Source organism: Nocardia sp. JCM 34519.1, assembly GCF_020361265.1.
Lineage (GTDB): Bacteria > Actinomycetota > Actinomycetes > Mycobacteriales > Mycobacteriaceae > Nocardia > Nocardia arthritidis_A.
On record NZ_JAIRBR010000001.1, the window covers coordinates 189,588 to 206,987 of the forward strand.

Annotated in this window: 14 protein-coding genes; 7 read left to right on the forward strand and 7 right to left on the reverse strand. The window is 68.0% G+C overall.

Annotation, left to right across the window (positions count from 1 at the left end; translation table 11 throughout):
* Window positions 1-33 precede the first annotated feature (33 nt).
* The 5 genes from LGY53_RS00930 (at window position 34) to LGY53_RS00950 (ending at window position 7,667) form a co-directional block, all read left to right on the forward strand.
* On the forward strand, window positions 34-2,118 hold the full coding sequence (locus LGY53_RS00930; protein WP_225724723.1) for a serine/threonine-protein kinase: 2,085 nt from the start codon (window positions 34-36) through the stop codon (window positions 2,116-2,118).
* Window positions 2,119-2,232: 114 nt separating this feature from the next.
* Entirely contained in the window at window positions 2,233-2,820 is a 588-nt protein-coding gene (locus LGY53_RS00935) for a PadR family transcriptional regulator (RefSeq protein ID WP_225724724.1), read from the forward strand.
* Window positions 2,802-4,442, forward strand: coding sequence for an MFS transporter (locus LGY53_RS00940; protein ID WP_225724725.1), 1,641 nt, complete (start codon window positions 2,802-2,804; stop codon window positions 4,440-4,442). The genes LGY53_RS00935 and LGY53_RS00940 overlap by 19 nt, the downstream gene beginning before the upstream one ends.
* A 442-nt stretch (window positions 4,443-4,884) precedes the next feature.
* Window positions 4,885-5,838, forward strand: a complete 954-nt coding sequence (locus LGY53_RS00945) for a DNA polymerase domain-containing protein (protein WP_225724726.1) — start codon at window positions 4,885-4,887, stop codon at window positions 5,836-5,838.
* A gap of 299 nt (window positions 5,839-6,137) precedes the next feature.
* The gene (locus LGY53_RS00950; protein WP_225724727.1) at window positions 6,138-7,667 is read left to right on the forward strand and encodes a hypothetical protein; all 1,530 of its coding nucleotides are present in this window, start codon (window positions 6,138-6,140) and stop codon (window positions 7,665-7,667) included.
* 52 nt (window positions 7,668-7,719) lie between these two features.
* Here the strand turns inward: LGY53_RS00950 and LGY53_RS00955 are convergent, their stop codons facing one another.
* From LGY53_RS00955 to LGY53_RS00975, 5 genes are all read right to left on the reverse strand, one after another.
* Window positions 7,720-7,896 carry a hypothetical protein gene (locus LGY53_RS00955; protein WP_225724728.1) on the reverse strand — a complete coding sequence of 59 codons (177 nt, stop codon included), beginning with the start codon at window positions 7,894-7,896 and terminating at the stop codon, window positions 7,720-7,722.
* Window positions 7,897-7,996: 100 nt separating this feature from the next.
* Window positions 7,997-8,158 (reverse strand): hypothetical protein, encoded by a 162-nt coding sequence (locus LGY53_RS00960; protein ID WP_225724729.1) that lies wholly within the window; start codon window positions 8,156-8,158, stop codon window positions 7,997-7,999.
* A gap of 6 nt (window positions 8,159-8,164) precedes the next feature.
* Window positions 8,165-9,925, reverse strand: a complete 1,761-nt coding sequence (locus LGY53_RS00965; protein ID WP_225724730.1) for a S9 family peptidase — start codon at window positions 9,923-9,925, stop codon at window positions 8,165-8,167.
* Window positions 9,925-12,594 carry a class IV lanthionine synthetase LanL gene (lanL, locus tag LGY53_RS00970; RefSeq protein WP_225724731.1) on the reverse strand — a complete coding sequence of 890 codons (2,670 nt, stop codon included), beginning with the start codon at window positions 12,592-12,594 and terminating at the stop codon, window positions 9,925-9,927. The genes LGY53_RS00965 and lanL overlap by 1 nt, the downstream gene beginning before the upstream one ends.
* Window positions 12,595-12,708: 114 nt before the next feature.
* The gene (locus tag LGY53_RS00975) at window positions 12,709-13,518 is read right to left on the reverse strand and encodes an SAM-dependent methyltransferase (protein ID WP_225724732.1); all 810 of its coding nucleotides are present in this window, start codon (window positions 13,516-13,518) and stop codon (window positions 12,709-12,711) included.
* 66 nt (window positions 13,519-13,584) lie between these two features.
* Between LGY53_RS00975 and LGY53_RS00980 the strand changes: the two genes are divergently transcribed.
* Together LGY53_RS00980 and LGY53_RS00985 are read left to right on the forward strand one after the other, a co-directional pair.
* Complete coding sequence (locus tag LGY53_RS00980) at window positions 13,585-14,766, forward strand: cytochrome P450 (RefSeq protein WP_225724733.1); 1,182 nt, start codon at window positions 13,585-13,587, stop codon at window positions 14,764-14,766.
* A 180-nt stretch (window positions 14,767-14,946) separates the two neighbouring features.
* The gene (locus LGY53_RS00985) at window positions 14,947-15,564 is read left to right on the forward strand and encodes a hypothetical protein (protein WP_225724734.1); all 618 of its coding nucleotides are present in this window, start codon (window positions 14,947-14,949) and stop codon (window positions 15,562-15,564) included.
* Window positions 15,565-15,607: 43 nt separating this feature from the next.
* Here LGY53_RS00985 and murQ read toward each other — a convergent pair whose 3' ends face one another.
* Both murQ and LGY53_RS00995 read right to left on the reverse strand, forming a co-directional pair.
* Window positions 15,608-16,513, reverse strand: coding sequence for an N-acetylmuramic acid 6-phosphate etherase (murQ, locus tag LGY53_RS00990; protein ID WP_225724735.1), 906 nt, complete (start codon window positions 16,511-16,513; stop codon window positions 15,608-15,610).
* Window positions 16,514-16,519: 6 nt separating this feature from the next.
* Window positions 16,520-17,398: a MurR/RpiR family transcriptional regulator gene (locus LGY53_RS00995; protein ID WP_225724736.1), complete on the reverse strand. Its 879-nt coding sequence runs from the start codon at window positions 17,396-17,398 to the stop codon at window positions 16,520-16,522.
* Window positions 17,399-17,400 lie beyond the last annotated feature (2 nt).

Below are 17,400 nucleotides of genomic sequence, written 5' to 3' on the forward strand. Positions count from 1 at the left end.
AGCGCACTCGTATCGGGGTCCACGGAGGACGGGATGACCGACCGGCACCCGCTGGCAGTCGGGTCACAGTTCGGACCTTATCGGCTGGATCGGCTGATCGGGCGCGGCGGTATGGGCGAGGTCTTCGAGGCGTACGACACCGTGAAGGATCGGACCGTCGCGCTCAAGGTGCTGCCCGACCGGCTGGCCGACGATCCGGTGTACCGGGAACGGTTCCGCCGCGAAGCACATGCCGCCGCCCGGTTGAGCGAGCCGCATGTCATCCCGATCCACGACTACGGCGAGATCGACGGACGCCTCTATCTGGATATGCGCCTGGTCGACGGCACCAGCCTGCGAACGCTGTTGCGGGAGGGGCCGCTGACGCCGACGCGGGCGGTGGCGCTGATCGCCCAGGTCGCCTCGGCGCTGGATGCCGCGCACGCCGACGGGCTGGTGCACCGCGATATCAAACCGGACAATATTCTCGTCACGCCGGAGGATTTCGCGTATCTCGCCGATTTCGGCATCGCGCATGCGACCGGCCGGACGGCGCTCACCAAGAGCGGTTCGGCGATCGGTTCCTACCACTACATGGCGCCGGAGCGGTTCGCACCCGGCGCGGTGACAGCCGCGGTGGATGTCTACGCGCTGGCCTGCGTGCTCTACGAATGTCTCACCGGGACAAAGGCTTATCCCGCCGAGAGCGAGGCGCAGCTGGTGCGGGCGCATATGTTCGACCCGGCGCCACGACCCAGTCACCTGCTCGCGACCGGGTCGCCGGATTTCGACGCCGTCATCACGCGCGGCCTGGCCAAGCTGCCTCGGCACCGCTACCGCACGGCGGGCGCGCTGGCCGCCGCCGCGCGGGCCGCGCTGGCCGAAACGAGCTCGGCACAAACGGAAGCCGAAGTGCCGGCTGATATTTCATCACACAGCGCGGAAACGGTGGAGTCCGATTCGGCCCCGGCGGAGTTCGGCGGGGCGCTGTTCGACGATCACCTGCTGGAACGACTGCTTGCCGCACATCCGAAGAACGAACCCTCCACTGGCGCAACGGATTCCGATCCCCCGGTCGGTCCGGCCGAATCCGGCGGACCACCAGGAACGCGGCTCGGTCTGCTCGCCCTGCTGGCCGCGCTGATCCTGGCCGTGGCAACCGATCTCGGTGTCTGGCTGGTCAACGACCGTCCTGTCACGGGCAGTGCCACGGCCGACGGTTCGGCACTGCGCGGCCCGGATATCGATCTGCTGCTCGCGATCGGCCCCATCGGTTACAAACGCACGAATTGCTCTCACATACCGCCGGATTCGGCGGCCACCTCGATCTTCCTCTGCGCGGCCAACCCCCGCGCCGGGATGCCGGAGGCCCAGTTCCGCCGTTTTCGCGGCCTCGATCAACTGCGGGCCTACTACCAGCAGTTCCGCGAACTCTTCCACACGACGAACTGCCCGGACGACCCGCCGGGACCGGACGGCCCGTCGATCGCCGACGGACAAACCGTTGGGCGCAAGGCCTGCTACGGAATTCGGACGAGCGACCCCGCGGCGCCGCGACCGGCGATGATCGTGACGAACGAATCCGCGCTCGCCGTCGCGGAATACCGCTGGGACGGTCCGGGCGGGCTGGTACACCGCGACTACATCGCCGCCAATAACGGATGGCAGTTCGTCCCGACCGACAATGTGCCGGATCCGGACCGGTTCAGCGCCGCCGATCACGCGCTGTTCGCCCGGCTGACACCGGATTTCACCGCGATGAACTGCCTGCACGCGGATCCGCCCGCAAACCTGGTGAACGCCTTGGTGGTCTGCGCGACCCCGGCCGATTTCCCGGATTCGAATTTCTACGGCTTCGCGGACCAGCGTTCGGCGAACCAGGTCTACCAGAACGATCGGACCAATTTCGGCGGACACACCTGCGCCGGGGCTGCGGACGACGGATGGCGCAGGGGCGCGGGCCACTTCTTCTGCTATCCGGACGACGATCCCCGGATCGGCGCCCGGACTTGCCTTTTCGCCTTCGATGACCGGCACCTGTTCGCCGCCAGGTTCTGTACGGCGCTGGCCAAGGATCCCGGGACCGCGCCGAAGACCGAAGCCGAGTTGTCCGGCTGGTTCCGGCAGCACTTCAGCTGATCCGTTCGCACACCTTCGGCGATTTCACATGCTCAGCGCTATAGCCCTATCGGGATAGTCTGTGTCAGACTAATCCGTGTTGTACTGATCTGACTCAAACTGATTGGAGCTGGAATGCAGAGCGTGAACTCGCTCGGGCTCGCGGTCCTACGACTGCTGTGCGAGCAGCCGCAACATCCATACGAAATGCGGCAGCGCATGGGGGATCACGGCATCGACGAGCTGATCAAGGTGACCCGCGGTGCGCTTTACCACACCTTCGACGTGCTGGCGAAGGCCGGATTGATCGAGCTGGTCGAGACGACCAGGGCGGGCAAGCGGCCGGAGCGCACCGTGTACGCGATCACCGACACCGGACGGGAAGTCGCGCAGGAACGGGTGCGGGAACTCCTGGCGAAGCCGTCCCCGGAATATCCGAGTTACGCCGTGGCCCTCGCCTTCATGTCGCTGCTGCCCAAGGAACACGCGCTGGGCAGGCTCGAGCTGCGCTGCGTGCTGTTGGAAGCCGAATTAGCTTCCTGCACAGTGGGTTACGAGGGACTGCTGAAACGCGGCCTGCCCGCCCTGAGCCTGGTCGAGTGGCGGCACAAGCAGGCGCACCTGCGCGCGGATCTGGAGCTCACCAATGCGCTGATCGACGAAATCCGCTCCGGCGCAATGGAATGGACGCTCCCGGAGAACGATTGGAAGTCGAACCGGTGAACAGATTGCGCGGCAACCCGTGGGCGGTGCTGATCACCCTGTGCCTCGGCTTCTTCATGACCCTGCTGGACACCACCGTCGTCGGCGTTGCGATGCCGAATATCATTGCCTCCCTTGGCCTCAGCTACAGCGAGGTGCTCTGGGTGAGCAATGCGTACGTGCTGGTGCTCGCGGTGCTGCTGATCACTGCGGGCCGCCTCGGCGACCTGCTCGGCAAACGCAATGTGTATCTGGCGGGCGTCGCGGTGTTCACGGTGGCATCGGTGTGCTGCGCGCTGTCGCAGAACGCGGGCGAGCTGATCGCCGCGCGCGCCGTGCAGGGTCTCGGTGCGGCACTGCTGATGCCGCAAACCATGTCGATCATCGTCGCGATCTTCCCGCCGGACCGGCGCGGCACCGCGCTCGGCGTATGGGGCGCGGTGGCCGGGGTGGCGACCGTCGCCGGGCCGCCGCTCGGCGGATTCCTGGTGAACGCGGCGGACTGGCGCTGGATCTTCACCATCAACGTGCCGCTCGGCTTGCTCGTTATCGCATTGGCCCCGTTGATAATTCCGGTGACCGCACGGCCGCCGCGGACCGGGCGCTTCGATGTGCGGGGCGCGGTGCTGATCACCGTCGCGCTCGCGCTGCTCGCCTTCGCGGTGCAGGAGGGACAGCGCTACCGCTGGGGCACGGTGTGGTCGTTCGTGAGCATTCCGCTATTGCTCGTGCTCGGGGTCGTGGTGTTCGCGGGCTTCGCGCTCAGTCAGTCGAGGCCGGGCGATCGCACGCCCATGGTGCCGATTCCCTTGCTGCGCAACCGAAATTTCGCGTTGATGAGTGTGTCGACGATCGGCCTTTCGATCGGGCTGATGAGTATGGCCATCGGCTTCCAGCTCTACGCGCAATCGGTGCTCGGTTACTCGGCGCTGGCCGCGGGAATGATCAGCGCACCGCTCTCGGTGGTCTCCGCGGTGGTCGGGCCGATCATGGGACGGTTGAGCGACCGGTTCAGCGGCCGCCGGATCGCCGCGGCCGGATTGGCCTTGTTCGCAGTGGGTTTGGTGATTTTCGCGCTCACATCGCGGGTGGACAGCAGTGTTTGGGCGCTGGTGCCCGGCCTGGTGGTGATGGGCGCGGGGCTCGGCTGCGTCTTCGCGCCGCTGGCAGCCGTTGCGATGCACGATGTTCCGCCGGTCATGGCGGGTGCGGCGGCCGGTGTCATGAACGCGACGCGTCAGCTCGGCTCGGTACTCGGTACCGCCGGATTCGGCGTGCTGCTCCAGTACGAGCTGACGAACAACCTTCTGGGAGTGCGGGAATCGACCGTTTCGACGCTGCCGCCCGAGGCGCGGGCGGATTTCGTCAACGGTATCCATGGCGCGGCCGCCAACGGAATCGATTATGCCGCGCTACAGTCGGGGACCGCGGTGCGCCTGCCACCCGATGCGACACCGGAACTGGCACAACAGATTTCGACAGCGGCACGGCAGGTGTTCGGCGATGGTTTCGTCAGCTCGATGCACACCGCGCTGTACCTGCCGATCGTCGCGCTGCTGGCCGCGGCTGGATGCGCGCTGCTCACCAGGGAGCGCACTCCGACGCCCAGCGAACCCGAGCGGGAGTCGGTGCGGACCGCATGATCAGGGGCGAACATCGGTGCCCGAACTCGGTCGAATTAGCTGTTGACCAGCCAACATGGCGACTTACCTGCTTGATGTCCCGGTCGGTTGATATCATGTTCGTGTCACGCAAGTGATGCCGAGGGTGGAGACCGCCCCGTCAAGACGGTCCCCACCGGTGGGTTTAGTTAGTCCGCACTCGGCGGACCACTACAGTGAGCGCCCCGGCGATCACGGCAGCGACTACCAAGATGATGCCGTAATCGACCGGGGCCTTGCTCTTCTTCCGGCGATGTTTCGCCATCCCCACCACCTCCTCTCCGGGCGCGGTGTCTGGACCAGAGTCCACCGCCCCGCGAGAGGAGGTAACGATCACATTACGACAGCCCACTGACCAGAATCGTTGGAATGAGCCGTTTCGATCATGGTTGACCCCCGACCAACCGCGGGGCATGGTGGGGCGATGAGTGGGAGCGAGGTCAGAGCCGGGGTCGAGCTGACGAATCTCGACAAGCCGCTGTTCGACGGGGCCGACGCGACCAAACGCGATCTGATCAATTACCTGGAGGCAGTGGGCGATCGGCTCGTGCGGCAGTTGCACGACCGGCCGCTGTCGGTGGTCCGCATCCGGCCGGGGCAGGAACCCTTCATGCAGAAGAACCTGCCCAAGTACACCCCCGATTGGGTCGAGCGGGTGACGGTGTGGGCCGAAACCTCGAAACGCGAAGTGTCATATGCTCTTTGCAATGACGTGCGCACCCTGCTCTGGTTCGGCAACCAGCGCGCCGTCGAATACCACCCGACGCTGCAGACCACGGATTCCGCTCTGGGACAGACACATCTGATCCTCGACCTGGATCCCGCACCGGGACAACCGTTTCGCCAAGCCGTGCTCGCCGCCGAGCTGGTGCGCGAGGCACTTCGGGCCGACGGACTGGCCGGCGGCGTGAAAACCAGTGGGGCCAAAGGGGTGCACATCTTCGTTCCGCTGCGGCCCGGTATCCCGCTCGACGATGTCGCGGCCGCGACCCGCGCCGTCGCGGCCCGCGCCGAACGCATCGATCCCGCGCTGGCCACCACCGCGTTCATCCGAGAAGACCGGGCCGGCAAGGTATTCCTGGATTCGACCCGGGCGTGGGGCGCCACCATCGTCGCCGCGTACAGCCCGCGGGTCCGGCCGGGCACGCCGGTCTCCTACCCCATCGGCTGGGCGGATCTCGGGAATATCCATCCGACCGAATTCACCATTCACTCGGCGCCGAGGGCGCTCGGCGAGCGCGATCCGTGGCAGGAACAGCTACCCGAACCGCAGGCGTTGCCGGAGGATCTCATCGCGGAGGGGCATACGATCCCGGTCGCCCGGGTGCAGGCCATGCACGAGGGCAAGCGACGCGCCCGGGCGCGCAAGACCACATAGCCGGTTTCGCCCAAATGAGCCAATCTGTACTATTTCCTACGATTTTCACCATTTGGCCCACGGTGCCAACCAGCGCGAAACGCCCGCTGTCACGGCCCCTTACCTGATCGCGGAAAGATGACCGAATGTCGCCGATGCGCCAGATAGCTACTGGTGTGTCGCGCGCGCCACGCCGCGATTTCGGGGGGTAACGGCAAATCGACAGTTTCGCTGACAACGCGCATCGACTATAAATCGCATGTGCCGTTCCCACGTGTGATCACTTGTCTGTCATCCGATCTCCCCCGCCGGGAGGCGATGTGACGATCGAGCACCCCCTCGAGGACGAGGTCACCCAGCTGGCGAAACGGGTCGAACGGGCCCGAGGACGTCTGGCCTACCAATTCGATCCCGCGCTGACCGAGGCGCTCTCCGAGGACGAGCTGCGCGCGGAACGCGAACTCGCCGAACGCATTCGCGATCAGGACCGCGACCAGCGCTGGAAACAGACGCAGGCCGCGGCGGCCGCAGCCGACCGGGCCAGGCACACCACGGAAGCGATCGAAAAGGCCGACATGCGTGACCTATTGATGGCTCGGAAGGCGATCGCCGCACAGCGGCGAGAATCGAGCCCGCATGCCAAACTCGCATCTCTGTATCGGCATCGCTCCTGGTCGCTACGCGCTTTGGCCGGTGTCGTCGCGGCGGGCATGCTGTGGTCGGCGGTCAACGTGCAGCACAACATCGCGCCGGGCGGCCCGAGCGATCCGCTCTACTGGTTCAGCTATCTGCTCGAGGCGATGATCAGCGTCTGCCTGATCATCATCATGATCGGCACCAACAAGGTGGCCGAGTGGGGGGTTCTGGACAGTCGCAGGCAGGTCGTCACGGCCGAGATCGCGCTGCTGGCACTCACTGTCACCCTCAATACCTACCCGTACATACGCAGCGGCGCCTGGTTCGACGCGGCGGTACACGCCGTCGCACCGGTCATGATCGGCGTCGCACTGCTCATCCACGACGCGGCGAGTTCGCGCTACGGGTTCGCCATCGCCAGGGCCACCGATCAGGTACGGGAACTGCCCGATCCGGCCGAACAGATCCGGCGCACACTACCCGCGGTGGCGTACCGGTTGAGCCGCCCGGCGCTCGCGGCGGCATCGGTGGCGGCCGAATCCGAACCCGATGCGCTCGAGGCCGCGACCGAGGACGACGCGGACGATGATGCGCCGCAGACCGTCGAAATCGAGTTGGAGGCCGTCGAGGCGGCGCTCGACGAGGAGCGGCCCGCCAAATCCAACGGACGCGCGCCCAAGGCGCCGATGGTGGCCGAGAAGAGCCTCCCCAAGGCCGTCGAGAAGCCCGCGTTGAACGGCAACGGCAAGAAGTCCGTCCCCGCGACGAACGGCAAGGCCAAGCCCGCGACGCCGAGTACCGCCACGCCGACAACTGCGGCACTGCTCGCCGAAACGCCGACAACTGCGGCGCTGCTCGCCGAAACGCCCACCACCGCCGCGCTGCTCGCCGAGCAGAACGGCAGCGGGAAGAACGGCACGGCGAGCACGATCGCCGGGAAGTCGACGCCGCGCGTCACCACCCCGCTCGAGCCGGAACCGCCCGCTCCGCCCGCCACAGTGAAGCGGCCCGCACTGGAGACCGAAACCCGCAGCGCGCCATCGACGGTGCGCAACGGCAAGGATTCCGTGCTGGATCCGGAGCCGGACCTTTCGGTCCGGCCGACCACCAACATCTACGACACGGGCCAGTTCCGCGTCGCCGACATCCTGGAGCAGGAACTTGCCGAACTCCAGGCCGAACGCCGCCGCGCCCGCGCGAACAAACAGCGGTAAACCCTTGTGCGCCCGTCCCGGTCGGCCGCGGTCCGGCCGGGACGGTCACCACTCAGCCGTTGGTGTGCAGCGTCGGCTGGGTGCAGCAGCAAGTGCCCTCATCCCAGGTGCAGTAGAACTCCGCGGCGCCCAGCATCGCGGCGCCCTCAGGGGCCGGGCTGGTCTCCGGAAGCCGCTGCAACAGCGCGATATCCACGCTGAGCCGCAAGTTCTCGAAGTCGAGACTCATCGATTTCACCTCCTTCCACCATGTGCGTCGACGACCCGATTTGCCGAGCCGTCCGTCCATGACGAATTCATCTGTGCCGGTGACTTATTCGCGATAAGCGTCAGCGGACGCAGCGGGTGCGATGAGTGGGGTTGTCCTCCTGGGTCACCGTGCCGTCGGTCGTGATCACCGGTGCGGCATCATTCGCCGGGCTGGACTCCGGAAGCCGCTGCAACAGCGCGACATCGAATGTCAGCTGTCCGCTCTTCGTTTCGGAATTCATGCGATTTCACCTCCCTCCAGCGAGAAATCCGGTCACCGCATCGGCGACGACGCCGTGCGGGTCGGTAGTGAGTTCATGTGTGCCGGTGGGTAATTCGAGATAGCGCACGGGTTTGCCGAGAGACCGCAGCCGGTCTGCCAGCAACCGGGACTGCCCGACCGGCACCATGGCGTCCCTGGCCCCGTGCGCGATGAACAGCTCCACATCGATCCGGTGACAGCGCGGCAGGACATCGGCCGGTGCCGCGCGGCCGTCCAATCGGTCGATCAGATCCCGAATACCCGGCGTCGCATCGTCATACAGCCTGCGCGCGGACAGAAACGGGGCGAGGACCGCGCAGCGGTCCCACAGCTCCGGCTCGTCGGCGACGGCCAGCAGCGCCAGGAACGCGCCGTAGCTCTCGCCGTACAGCCGCAGCCGCGGCAGCCCGAATATCGAACGTGCGGTGTGTAATTCGCGTGCGATATGCAGGATGTCGGCGAGATCCGGCCCGCCCCAAGCACCCTGGATGGCCCGGGTGTGGCGGTCACCGTAACCGGTGCTGCCACGCTGATTCGGTGCGACCACCACCAGGCCCGCCCCGGCGAGCCGGTGCAGCAGCGGGGTGTGCTGCAACCGCCACGCCGAGAGCGGCCCGCCGTGGACGGCCAGCACGATCCGCTCGGCGCGGCGCCAGTCCGCGGCGCCGTAGACGATCGCCTCGACGGGACCCGCCGGACCGGCGAAACTCTCCACCCGCACCGGACTATCGACGCCGGGCTCGGGTAACCGAAACTCCGGATCGTCCGGCCGGGCAACGGTGATGAGCCGGGCGGGTGCGTCCGGGGTGGACCACACCGTGGTGAGCGCGTCGTCGGTCCAGCGCACCGGGGGCAGCACACGGCCCGGCGGCACCGGCAGCTCGGTGACCGAATCGTCGTCGAGGCGATAGACCGACAGTGCGGATCGCACCCCGATCTGCCGTTCCAGCAACAGTTTCCGGCCGTCCGGCGCGACCGCCAGCGGGCGATAGGGCTCACCGCCCGGATTCAGCGCGGCCGGGAAGCGAAGTCCACCCCGGCCGACGACGGCCCAGCCGAGTTTGCGCGCCCCGGACGCGTCGGTGCCGAAAATCGCCAAACCCGTTGCGGGATCGGTGAGCAGCACGCCGTCGTGGCTGCGGTCGTGCACGTCGAGCAGCGTGGTCCACGATCCGTTCCGCAGATCAACGGCGAGTACTCTGGTCGGCCCGTTCGCCACCGCGCTCTGTTCCATGGCGAGCACCAGCCCCGAGGATTCCAGCGGCAGGCCGGTGGCCAGCACGCCCGGCACTCGGGCGAGCCGCTCGGTCAAACCCGGTGGAGTGAGCTCGATTCGCCGTATCTCGGTGTGCGCGCCGTCGGGAACCAGTGCGAGCCCGATCCGATCCAGGCGCGGTGCGCGAAAGATGCGCAGGCCGTCGGGAATCGAATCGGACAACCGGATGCGCGCGCCATCCGGTTCGTACAACCACAGCGCGGGATCGGCGGCGCGACTGTCGTAGACCAGGATTCGGCCGTCGTCCATGACGAGCAGCTGTGGATGATCCACCGCACCGAGCGCCGGGCCGGGCAGCCAATCCCGGCCCACCCGCCGCCAGGTCCGCAGGTGCAGACCCGGATCCCCATCTCCGGCAAGACAAGTCGCACGGGTCGCGGCGGGTGCGAGCCGGAATTCGAACCGCACCGGGGTACCTCGCCGCTCGACCGAGCCGGTCAGTCGACCGCGCCCGCCGTCCGGCGTGGACATCAGATGGCCTCGACCATCCACGGCCGCGCGCCGCCATGCCGGAGCCGATGCAGGAAGCCGACCCAACCTGCCACGCCCGCACCGTATTCCGCGCCGAACCCGAGCATGGTGTCATCGGTGGCGACCAGCCTGCCGTCGCGCATCGCGGCCCGCGCCGCGAGCGCGGTGGCCAAATCCTCGGCCCGGCCTCGGTTTTCCGCCGCACCCGCCGACGCCAGATCGAGCAGGAATTCCCCATTGCCCGCCAGACCGTGACACACCGATGGTCCGGCCAGCCAACGCCGATGCCACACCGCGACGGCCGCGCGTTCGGCCAGCGCGAGATAGTCGGAATCGCCACGCGCCCTGGCCAATCGGACGAGGAAGGTGCCGATGCCCGACCCGCCGCTGCACCAGAACTCGCGCAGGAAAACCGTATCCGCCGGACCGGACCGCCAGCGCACGCCCTGGTCGTCGGGCACCGCGACCGCGCTGAGCATGCGGCCGACCTCATCGGCCACCTCCACCCACTTCGGTTCGCGCAGCAGTTCGCCCGCCGCGAGCAGGAAGGCGCCGACTCCGGCCGCGCCGTGCGCGAATCCGTAATCGTTCACTCCGGCCAGCCGCGAGTCGAAGGAGGTCGGCACCGGCCACAGGATCATGCCGTCGGCCCGCTCGGCCCGCTCGGCCCGCGCCGCCAGCAGTTCGGCGGTTTCGTATGCGCGCCTGCGCATTCCGGTCTCGCCGCTGGCCCGCCACAGCCGCAGTGCGGCCAGCCCGGCGCCGGCCATGCCGTGCGTGATATCCGGATTCGGCCAGTCCACCGGCAGCTCGTCGAGCAGTTCGAGTGCACGCGCGGCCAGGCCGGGATCGTCGAGCAATCCCGCCGCCTCGTACAGCGCCCAGGCCGTGCCCGCGCGCCCGAAATACAATCCGGGCAACATCTTCCGGCCCGCCGCGCGGTCCTCGTCCAACCGCTCCCCCAGCCACTGCGCGCCGACGTCCACCGCATCGGCCAGTCGCTCGTCGCCGCGGTCTCTGGCCAGCGTCGTCAGCACCGCGAGCACACCGGCCGCACCGTGCTGCACGTTGCACGCGTCGCTGCGTTTACCGTACGGGGTTGCGGGCCAAAGCCTTTCCCGATCCTCCGGGGTCATCGTCGCGAGCAGATGCGCGATGCCGCCGTCCAGCAGCGCGGCGGTGTCGGGATCCGGCCGGACCTCGACCGAAAGCGCCGACACCGCGACGGGCACGCCGGATACCGCGTCGAGGAATCGGCGGGCCCGCGGCAGCGTCCACCGATCCGCCGGTTCGTCGGCGAGCAGTCCGCGCAGCAAAGGCCAAAGGCGGCAGACGTTTTCGCTGGTCTCCGCCATCGCGGCGAGCCAGTCCGCCAAGCGTGCCGCGGTGGCCCGCCCCGGCAGTTCGTCCGGCGCGAGCAGCGGATCGGTCCCGGTGGTGAGCAGGAACAGCAGTGCGCCGAGCGCGTAGCAGTCCGATGCGGCGTCGACGGTTTCGCCGCGCAGTTGTTCCGGTGCGCCGTAACCCGGTGTGCCGACCGCGATCGCGGCGACGCCGTCCGCGGCGGCGAACTCCAGGTCGATCAGCGTCAGCGAATCATCGTGGCGAACAAGCAGATTCGTCGGCGACAGATCGCGGATCACCAGACCGTGCCGATGCACCGTCTCGATCAACGTCACCAGCCGCCGCGCCGCGTCGATCAACCGCGGCCACGGCACACCGGGTTCGTCCCCGATGGCCTGTTCGGCACACCACGATCGAAGGGTCGGACCGTCCACCCGCTCCTGCACCAGGAACAGATCGCCGTCCTGCTCGAACAGCGCGACGCGACGCGGGGTGATGCCGGTGCGGCCGAGCCGGTCGAGCAGTTCGGCCTCGTTGCGCAGCGCGGCACACGCGTCCGCGTCACCGCCGACATGCGCCCTCGCCTGTTTGACGATCACCTGCTCCCCGGTGAATCGGTCCATCGCGTGGAAAACCCCGCCCTTGTTGGCGTGCCGCACCGCCTCCCGGACGACGAACCGATTGGCCAGCAATACGCCATCCGCCGCGGTATCCGACGAAACCTGTTCCGGGAAAGGCGATTCGGCCCATTGCGGCGGCTCGAACCAGGCATCGCGCCGATCCTCGACCAGTTCGCCGCCGGGCGCGACGATGACGTACCGGTATTCGCCGTCGTTGGTCAGCGTCTGCCGTCCGCGAAAGGCGCCGAAGCGGTAGTGCACCAGGCTGCCGGGCCGGTACGGACGGTCGGACAGTATCGATGGACCGGCCAAACCCGCTGTGGCCTCGTGTAATTCGCGAGCCAGACCGCGGAACCGGTCATCGTCGTCCGGGTAGACGGTGATGAATTTCCCTGCGCCGCCTCGGGTGTAGCGTCCGCCGGTCAGCTCGCGCACCCGCTCCGGCGTGCTGGCGAATTTGAACTGGCAGCCCGCCCGCAGCAGCACGTCCAGCGCCCGGTCGAGCACCTCGGTCGCCGAAGCCGGGGTGCACGACAGATGCAGTTTCCAACCCTGCTCGCGCTGCACATATCCCGGCGGCCGCAGCAGACACCAGATTTCGTCGACCCGAACGCTCCACCCCTCGAGCCAGGCCGCGGCCAGACGCTCGCGCGCCATCCGGACCAGCGGCGAGGCATCGGCCGTGCCCCGTGCACCTTCCCCCATCGCGATACCCCTCGAAACGGCCTGTGCAGGCGATGATTTGACGCTTTCGAGGATGTCGCGGCGCCAACGGCGCGGCTAGGTTCCGGTCCGCTCAGTAGACCGCGCGGAATGCCGTCACGGCTTGCGCCCCACCGCGCCCAGCATGGATACCGCCTCCGGACGCGGATGCGCGTGCCACTCCTCGGGCCGCCACGCCGTCACCGAGACGATGCCGGGCGGCACCAATTCGAAGCCGCGGAAGAACCGGCTGAATTCCGGCGTCGAACGCAACTGGAACGGCACGCCGCTGCGCGCGATTGCCGCGTCGTTCTCGGCCAGATCCTCAGCGGTGAGATAGTCGCTGGTCGCGTGGGTCATCGCCAGATAGCTACCGGACGGCAGCGCATCGCATAGCCTGCGCACCACCTCGTACGGCTCCTGATCGTCGGTGATGAAGTGCATGATGGCCACCAGCATCAGCGCGACCGGCTGGGTCAGGTCCAGGATTCGGGTGAGATCCGGATGACCGAGGATGTACTCCGGATCGCGGACATCGGCCTCGAGGTATGCGGTCGCGCCCTCGTTCGAGCTGTTCAGCAGGGCGCGGGCGTGCACCAGCACGATCGGGTCGTTGTCGACGTAGACGATGCGGGAGTCCGGCGCGACATCCTGTGCGATCTCGTGCACATTGCCCGCCGTCGGCAGTCCGGTGCCGATGTCCAAGAACTGCCGGATACCGGCCTCGGCCAGATAGGCCACCGCCCGCCGCAGGAATTTGCGATTCTCCAGCGCCGCGAAGCGAATCGTCGGAAACGCCTCGGCCACCACATCGGCGGATTCCCGGTCGGCGGCGAAATTGTCCTTGCCGCCGAGCCAGTAGTCATACCGGCGCGCCGGATGTGGCTTGCTGGTATCGAGCCGGTCCGCCGCCGAGTCCGGGTCCACTACGCCCTCGATTCGTTTGCATTAGTCTCATGATGTCGGCCGTGCGTTGCGATCAGGTAGCGAGCCATGATGGACCTCGAGTACAGCCCATACGATTTCGAAATCCAGGACGACCCGTATCCCTACTATGCCAGGCTGCGCGAGCGGGCCCCGGTGTTCCGCAACGAGGTGGACGACTTCTGGGCGCTGTCCCGCCATGCCGATGTCCTCGCGGCGATCCGGGATCACGACCGCTTCTCCAGCGCCAACGGCATGCGCATCGAGCCGGCGTTCTGGGGTCCGCAGGCCGGGCAGTTCTTCTCCTTCGTCGCGATGGACCCGCCGGAACACACTCGGATGCGCGGCCTGGTCGCCAAGGCGTTCACCCAGCGCCGGGTGCGGCAGTTGGAGCCGCGGCTGCGCGAGCTCGCCCGGAATCTGCTGCGGCCGCTGCTGGCCCGCGGCAGCTTCGATCTGATGACCGATTTCGCCGCCCACTTCCCGACCGAGGTGATCGCCGAACTGGTCGGCGTGCCCGTCGCCGATCGCGAAATGCTCAGCGAACTCGGCATGGAAATCATGTACTCCGACGAGGAGTCCACCGATCTGCGACCGGAGGCCGTGCAGGCGGTCGGCGCGCTGATCGCCTACTACACCGAGCTGACGATCGAACGCGGCCGCGACCGCCGCGACGACCTGCTGTCCGACCTGCTCGATGCCGCCGACGCGGACGACCGGCTCACCCCGGCGGAGATCGTCGGCGTATTGATCCTGTTGATCGGCGCAGGCATCGAAACCGTGATGCTGAACCTCGGCCAGGCCTGGCACGCCGCGTGGCGGCATCCGGACCAGCGGCGCCTGGCATTCGGCGGCCGGATCGCCGAATGGGTCGCCGAGACGCTGCGCTATGAACCCGCGGGGCAGACCATATTGCGCAGCACGACCGAACCGGTCGAACTGCACGGGGTGAAGATTCCGGCGGGTGCCCGGGTGGTGCTGCTCCTGGCGTCGGCCAACCGCGACCCGGCGGTGTTCCCGGATCCGGACGTCTTCGATTTGCACCGGGACACCTCCGCGTCGCTCGCCTTCGGCAGCGGCCGCCACCACTGCCTCGGCGCAAATCTGGGCCAGTTGGAGATGCGGATAGCGCTGGAGGAGATCGTCGCCGCGGTCGCCGACTACGACATCGATCCCGATGGCGCGCGGCGAATCCACTCCACCAACAACCGCGGTTTCGCGGCATTGCCCACCACGGTCGTCCCGCGCTGAGCGCCGGTCGACGGCGGATTCGGCGAATCCACAGCCGATTCGGCCGCCACGGCCGCCCGAATTGTGCAAACTTGTTATTTCACAACAGCATTGAGGGGCACCCACGGGGACGGTAAGGAGAGCCGATGGGGTGGGTAAGTACTTGGCCACCTGACGGACACCCGTAGAGGGGGTGTGGCGATGTCGTCGAACAGCCGCAGGCGCAGAGCAGCCGAACCGGTCTGGCCTGGGATGCTCCCGCCGCAACGCGCCGGACGGCGGCGGGCGGGGCACCGGCCGCTGCGGCGCGGGTTGCGGCGGATCTGGCTGGTGCTCGGGCTCGCGGTGGCCGGATCCGTCGCCGCGGTGACGGTGGTGCTGGTGTACACGGCGGCCGCCACCGGTCCGCGCCAATCGGCCGTCGTCGTCGATCCGGTACTCGGCGGCGGACCCGGCTGTGAACCCGTCCGCACCGAACAACTGGTGCGCGGCAACGGAATCGGTGGCACCGACTCCGGGCCGAACGTCATCCTCGCCTTCCAGCACGCCTACTACGTCGCCCGCTCCGGCACGGTCGCCAGGCAGGCGACCACACCGGACGCGGCGGTGTCGGCCGCGGATGTCATCGATACCGGAATCGCATCGATACCGGCGGACACCAAGCACTGCGTGCTGATCACCCCGATATCCGACGGCCGATTCGACGTGGTGGTCTCCGAGATCCGGCCCGACGCCACCGTGCACAGCTACCGCCAGTTCGTGACGGTGACGGCACGCAACGGCGCGGTGCTGATCGCGAAAATCGAACGACCGGCCTAGGTTTCACCCCAGCACAGCGAAAACCGAACGCCCCGAATGATTTTCAGGTCGGCTGCCGTACGGCAGCGCGAACGAACCCGTCCGCGTCGGCCAGCAGCTTGTGCGCCGCGGCCTGATCGACACCGGCCAGCTGCATGACGATGGCCGTCTTCGGATGCCCGTCGGCGGCCGTCAAAAGCGCTGCGGCGGTCGCGGAATCGACGCCGGTGGCCTCCGCGACGATGCGCCGGGCACGGTCCACCAGCTTGACGTTGGACGGGTTCACATCGACCATCAGGTTGCCGTACACCTTGCCGGACCGCACCATCGCCGCGGTCGAGAGCATATTGCACACCATTTTCTGCGCGGTGCCCGCCTTGAGCCGCGTCGAACCCGTCAAAACCTCTGGGCCGGTATCGATTTCGATACCGATATCGGCGTGGTCGGACAGTTCGGCATGGCGATTGCAGGAAACCGCAACGGTCGCAGCGCCGACCGAACGCGCATACCGCAAAGCGCCGATGGCATAAGGGGTTCGGCCGCTGGCGGCCAGCGCGACCACCACATCCGCCGCGGTGAGCGCCGGATTCAGCGCGGTGAGATCCCGCGCGGCCAGCGCCGGATCGTCCTCGACGCCCTCGACCGCCCGCGACAGCGCCACCATTCCGCCCGCGATCACCCCGACCACCTCGGCCGGATCGGTGCCGAACGTCGGCGGGCACTCCACCGCGTCCAGCACGCCGAGCCTGCCGCTGGTGCCCGCGCCGACATAGATCAGCCTGCCACCGCGACCGCGCGCCGCGACGATCGACTCGACCGCCCGCGCGATATCCGGAATAGCCTCGGCCACCGCGGCGGCCACCCCGGCGTCCTCGGCGTTCATGGCGCGCAACAGCTGTTCGACCGGCATCGAATCCAGCCCTGCCGTGCGCGGATTCACCGACTCGGTGGTTAGCTCACCGATCTCCATCGAGCCTCACTGCTCCTCCTGCGTTTCTCTACTCTTGCGCCGGTCGACCACCGCGTCATATGTACGGCGCAGTGCGACCGCCGCCGCCGGTGTGCGTTGCAGCACACCGACATACAGCGCGTCGACGACAAGCAACTGACTCATCCGGCTCGCCATGGCCGCCGAGCGGAATCCGTCCTCGCGCCCGGCGACCAGCAGCGTATGCGCCACCGTCCGGGCCAGCCGCGACTGCGCGCCGCCGGTCACCGCGACGGTGGTCGCGCCCGCCGCGGCCGCCCGCCGGGTGGCCTCGACGATCGCCTGGGTCTCCCCCGAATGCGAAAAGGCCACCAGCACATCGCCCTCGCGCAGCAGGCTGCCCTGCACCAGCGCGCCGTCCTCCGAGGTGCACACGTGGCACCACATGCCGATGCGGTTCAGCTTCTGGTCCATATCCACCGCGACCAGCCCGGATGCGCCGATCCCCACCAGCAGCACCCGCCGCGCCCGGACCAGCGCGTCGACGACGGCCTCCATCGTCGCCGGATCGGCCAGGTCGGCGGTGGCCAGCATGCCCTCGGTCTCGAAGGCGGTGAGCTTCTGCATCACCTTGCCCAGCGCGTCGTCGGCGACGATATCGGTGGCGAACACCGGGGTGCCCGCATCGACGCTCGCCGCGGCCGCCAGCGCCAGCCGCAGCTGCGGATAGCCCTCGTAGCCGAGCATTTTCGCCAGCCGCACCACCGCGGAGGTGCTGGCCTCGGCGCGTTCGGCGAGCTGGTTGACGGTCAGCTGCGCGGCGCCCGCCGGATCGTCGCGGATCACCCTGGCCACCCGCAGCGCGGTCGGCGTCAGGTTGGGCAGTGCCGCCAGCAGGCGGGTGCGGACATCATCTCCGTCGGCCATGG